This window comes from Acidovorax sp. JHL-9, assembly GCF_000426205.1.
Lineage (GTDB): Bacteria > Pseudomonadota > Gammaproteobacteria > Burkholderiales > Burkholderiaceae_C > Acidovorax > Acidovorax soli.
The window spans coordinates 1-4,920 of record NZ_AUEX01000052.1 but is presented as its reverse complement, the minus strand read 5'-3'; the positions used below and the strand labels follow the sequence as shown (position 1 = coordinate 4,920).

The window sequence follows — 4,920 nt, the reverse complement described above, 5'->3', positions numbered from 1 at the left end:
TTAGGCGCTGGTGCTTGTTTATCAGGCGCTGGTTGCTATTGTTTTGATGGTTTGTAGTGTGCCTTGGTTGAGGGCGGAGGCCGGGTTTCGGCCCGGCGGCCGCCTCACTTTCTTTTGCTTCGCCAAAAGAAAGTAAGCAAAGAAAAGGCGACCCACAGTCTGCGACCCCTTCGCGTTGCTACGGGGCAAACCTGCATCGGGGCGGTTGCGGGGTGCGCCGTGGAACTCGCTTTGCGCTGCGCGCGCCGCTCGGACAGCCACGGCGAGTCAGTTGACGAGGCATGCGCGCTGCGCCGCGCCTGCTCCCCCCGCCACCGCCCCGCCGCAGGCGCAGCCAGATGGGGTGGGAAAAGAACATCCAGACATCCATTCGGGCCATCGCTGCGCTCGGCCTCCTCTCGCGGACGCAAGCGCCACGCGCTGTGCTGCCTGGGCCGAGCGCAGCGATGGCCCGAAGGGATGTTTGCTCCGGTTCCCTTCAGGCTGCGCCGAGGAGCGCAGCGGCCAGCGGATCAGGGTTCGCGATTGTCTGAGCGCAGCGAGTTCGAGCGAGACTCCGCTGAACGCGAGCACCGCAGGTTGCCCGCAGCGAAGCGCAGGGACGCAGCCTGTAGGGTCGCCTTTTCTTTGGTGGCTTTCTTTTGGCGAAGCAAAAGAAAGCCACTGCGCTGCCGGGCGCACACCCCGGCCCCCGCCCCATGCAAAGGCACAGCGACAGCTATCAAAAAAATAGCTATCAACGCCTGATACATCAGCGCCGAAGCTAAAAATTCAGACCAGCAGGCAGACCAACCGAACCCACCATCCTCAAAGATTCACCAACCACTCCCCCTCCCGCCGCGCTGCCCCCGACCGCACCAGCTCGTCCATCAACCCCTCCAGCCACTCGCCTCGGCCGCGATCATTGAAATGCCGCTGGTGCATGGCGCCGAAGTAGGGCGTGGCGTCCGTCCAGGCGCGCAGTTCGGACACGGGGATGCGCTGCCACTCCAGCAGCTTGTATTTCAGCAGTACCTTGGCGGCATAGAGCGCGTGCTTGCCAGGGTTGCCGGCAAAGCCGTCAAGCCGCTTGCGCGCCACGGCGAGTGCGCGGGGCGCGTCGGCAAACACCGGTCCATGGCCCGGAATCACGGTGCGCGGCGCCAGGCGCTCGATGAGGTCCAGCGTGGCGGCCACGTCGGCAAAGGCGCTGTCGCCCTCCAGCTCGGGAAAGACCACGCCGAAGCCGTTTTCCCACAGCGCGTCGGCCGAGATCAGGATGCCGTCTTGCGGCTCGAACAGCACCACCGAATGCGTATCGTGCCCCGGCGCGGCATGCACCTGCCAGGGTTTGTCGCCCAGCAGCGTGGTGGTGCCTGGCTGCAGCACGCTGTCGTAGCGAAAGGGCGGGCATTCCTGGCCGGTGGGGGTGTAGCTCAGCGCATAGGCGTCCCAGTCGCGCACATGGGCGGCCTGCCCGGGCGGGATGGATGTCTCCACCCCCGGCCAGGCCTGCTGCAGCGCGGCGTTGCCGCCGCAGTGGTCGCTGTGCAGGTGGGTGTTGAGGATGCGGTCGAGCGCACGGTTGCCCAGCGCGCCCTGCACCAGCGCCACCGTCTGGTCGGCGTGGCTGCAGTAGCCGGTGTCCACCACCGCCGTGCCGTGCCGGCCGATGAACAGGATGTTGTTGGCCGACAGCCAGCCGCGCTCGAACACCGATATTTCGACTGGCAGCGCAGGTGGAGTAGGCGTCATAAGCTGTGAAAATCAAATATTTTGGCGGGTGCGACCGGGGACGGTGGTCGCCCCGCCGCTCAGGAGGTGGTCCTCAGCTCGCGCCGCAGTATCTTGCCCACATTGCTTTTGGGCAGCTCGTCGCGGAACTCGATGTATTTTGGGCGCTTGTAGCCCGTGAGGTTGGCGTGGCAGAAATTGGCCACCTGGTCCTCGGTCAGAGCGGGGTCGTTCTTGATCACGAAAATCTTGATGGACTCGCCCTGCATGGCGTCGGGAATGCCGATGGCAGCGCATTCCACCACGCCGGGGCACAGGCTGATGACCTGCTCCAGTTCGTTCGGAAACACGTTGAAGCCGCTCACCAGGATCATGTCCTTCTTGCGGTCGATGATGCGCGTGTAGCCCTGCGCGTCCATGGTGCCGATGTCGCCCGTGCGCATGAAGCCGTCGGCCGTGAAGGCCAGGGCGTTCTCTTCCGGCTGGTTGTAGTAGCCCGTCATCACGTTGGGGCCGCGGATGCAGATTTCGCCCGAGGCGCCCTGGGGCAGGGTGTTGCCCGCATCGTCCTTGATGGCGATGTCGATGCCGGGCAGGGGCAGGCCGATGGTGCCGCTGAACGCGGTGTTGGTCACGGGGTTGTTGGTGCCGATGGCGCAGGTCTCGCTCATGCCCCAGCCTTCGATCATGGTGCTGCCGGTGACCTGCTGCCACTGCCTGGCCGTGCCTTCACTTGCGGCCATGCCGCCGGCCTGCGAAACGCACAGGTGCGAAAAGTCGACCGACTTGAACTGCGGGTTCTGCAGCAGTGCGTTGAACAGCGTGTTCACGGCGGGCAGCATGTGGAAGGGGCGCTTCTTGAGCTCCTCGACGAATTTGGGAATGTCGCGCGGGTTGGGGATCAGCGTGAGGCTGGAGCCCTGGCGTATGGCCAGCAGGCACAGCGTGAGCGCGAAGATGTGGTACAGCGGCAGCGCGGCGATGGAGTTGGCGCGGCTGGGGTCGCCCACCTTCGACAACGCGGGTGTGAACCAGGCCTCGGCCTGCAGCGTGGCGGCCACGATATTGCGGTGGGTCAGCACCGCGCCTTTCGAGAGGCCCGTGGTGCCGCCCGTGTACTGCAGGAAGGCGATCGAGTCGAGCGTGGCCTGGCTGGGCACCAGGGTGCGGCGTTCGCCCAGCGCCAGTGCCTTCTTGAAGCTGACGACCTTGCGGCCATTGGAAAGCGGCAGCTCGTAGGCCGGCACCATCTTGGCGAGATGCCGCACGGCAAAGGTGATCCAGGGGCCATAGACCGCGCCCAGCAGGTCGCCCATGGACGCCATCACCACATGCTGCACGGCGGTGTGCTCGACGATTTCGCTCAGGGTGTGGGCGAAGTTCTCCAGGATCACGATGGCCGTGGCGCCCGAATCCTTGAGCTGGTGTTCCAGCTCGCGGGCGGTGTAGAGCGGGTTCACGTTGACGCAGGTGTAGCCGGCGCGCAGCACGGCGGCCATGGTCACGCCAAACTGCGGCAGGTTGGGCAGCATGATGGCCACGCGCGCGCCAGGTTCCAGCCCCAGGCCCTGCAGGTAGGCCCCCAGGGCCGCTGAAAAACGGTCGAGTTCGCCGTAGGACATCCACTGGTCCATGCAGACCGAAAAAGGGCTGGCTGCGTGCTTGCGAAAGGATTCTTCCAGCAGGTGCGCCACCGAGCGGTATTGCTCGGGCTGCACATCGTGGGGAACCCCCGGGGGGTAGCTCTTGAGCCAGATCTTTTCCATGCGGTGTCCTCGGGTGCTCTGGTGGGGGAAGGCCCAGATTGTGGGAGCCGGGCAGGGGCCCGGCTACCGGGCTTGTCCTAGGGTGCGCGACCGTTCCGTCCCGCAGGCGACAGGGTCGTGGCATCGGCGCTGCCGTGGCGCTGCATCGGCGGAAAGTGCGGGCCGCACCCAGCGCCAGCCCTCCCGGGGCAGGCCGCACAATGCGTGCTCCTTCCTTGCAACACCCGAATCCATGAACGCACGCTGGCAGCAAGCCGTGGTCGTCTTCAACACGCTGGCCACGATCGCCTGGCTGGCATGGCAGTGGCCCCGCTCGCCGCTGACTGCGCTGGCGGGCGTGGCCGCCGTACTGGCCTTGTCCGGGCTGGTGCTCTGGCTGCAGTTCGCGACCATGCTGCGCGTGAACCGCTCGGATCCCGTGCCACGGCCCTCATGGGGGCAACTGGTCACGGCCTGGTGGGCCGAGGCATGCCTGGCGCTGGCGGTGTTTGGCTGGCGCCAGCCCTTTCGCCACAGCGCCGTTCCCGACTGGCTGCCGCCCCTGGCACCCAACCAGCGGGCCACGCGCCGGGGCGTGGTGCTGGTGCATGGTTTCCTGTGCAACCGGGGTTTCTGGCTGCCGTGGATGGCGGCGCTGCGCGAGCGCGGCCATGCCTTTGTGGCGGTGACGCTGGAGCCGCCTTTTGGCTCGATCGACGACTACGCGGCCACCATCGACGCCGCCGTGCGGCGCGTGCAAGAAGCCACTGGCATGGCACCGGTGGTGGTGGGGCACAGCATGGGTGGGCTGGCGGCCCGCGCCTGGCTGCGCACTCTGGCGGCAGACAGCGCCACCGCGCGCGTGCACCGGGTCATCACGCTGGGCACACCGCATGGTGGCACCTGGGCGGGGCGTTTCAGCAGTTCGGTCACTGGTCGGCAGATGGCGCTGGGCGGTGCATGGGTGCAGCAACTGCAGCAGGGCGAGCCGGCCGCCCGGGCGGGTCTTTTCACCTGCTGGTATTCGAATTGCGACAACATCGTTTTTCCGGCGGGTACGGCCATGTTGGCGGGGGCGGACAACCGGTTGGTGCAGGGGGTGGCGCATATGCAGATGGCGTTTCACCCTTTGGTCATGCGGGCTTGCCTGGAGGAGATGGTGCGGGGGTGAGGTCTTTTTAGGCTCTGGTGCTTGTTTATCAGGCGCTGTCAGCTATTGTTTTGATGGTTTGTGGTGTGCCTTGGTTGAGGTCGGAGGCCGGGTTTCGGCCCGGCGGCCGCCTCACTTTCTTTTGCTTCGCCAAAAGAAAGTAAGCAAAGAAAAGGCGACCCACAGCCTGCGACCCCTTCGGGGCAGACCTGCGTCGGTGCGGTGGCGGGGTGCGCCGTGGAACTCGCTACGCGCTGGCGCGCTGCGCTCGGACAGCCACGGCGAGTCAGATAACGAGGCATGCGCGCTGCG

At 66.2% G+C, this 4,920-nt stretch carries 3 protein-coding genes; 1 reads left to right on the top strand and 2 read right to left on the bottom strand.

What is annotated here, in order from left to right:
* Window positions 1–807: 807 nt before the first annotated feature.
* Together K225_RS0119000 and K225_RS0118995 are read right to left on the bottom strand one after the other, a co-directional pair.
* Window positions 808–1,734: an MBL fold metallo-hydrolase gene (locus K225_RS0119000; protein ID WP_026437806.1), complete on the bottom strand. Its 927-nt coding sequence runs from the start codon at window positions 1,732–1,734 to the stop codon at window positions 808–810.
* 59 nt (window positions 1,735–1,793) lie between these two features.
* Window positions 1,794–3,479, bottom strand: a complete 1,686-nt coding sequence (locus tag K225_RS0118995) for an AMP-binding protein (protein ID WP_026437805.1) — start codon at window positions 3,477–3,479, stop codon at window positions 1,794–1,796.
* 232 nt (window positions 3,480–3,711) lie between these two features.
* On the opposite strand from K225_RS0118995, the gene K225_RS0118990 reads away from it, so the two are divergent.
* Window positions 3,712–4,629, top strand: a complete 918-nt coding sequence (locus tag K225_RS0118990) for a triacylglycerol lipase (protein ID WP_026437804.1) — start codon at window positions 3,712–3,714, stop codon at window positions 4,627–4,629.
* Window positions 4,630–4,920 lie beyond the last annotated feature (291 nt).

Coding starts and splice junctions, on each gene's coding strand:
- K225_RS0118990 (WP_026437804.1), top strand. CDS start 3,712: ATGAACGCACGCTGGCAGCAAGCCGTGGTCGTCTTCAACACGCTGGCC.
- K225_RS0118995 (WP_026437805.1), bottom strand. CDS start 3,479: ATGGAAAAGATCTGGCTCAAGAGCTACCCCCCGGGGGTTCCCCACGAT.
- K225_RS0119000 (WP_026437806.1), bottom strand. CDS start 1,734: ATGACGCCTACTCCACCTGCGCTGCCAGTCGAAATATCGGTGTTCGAG.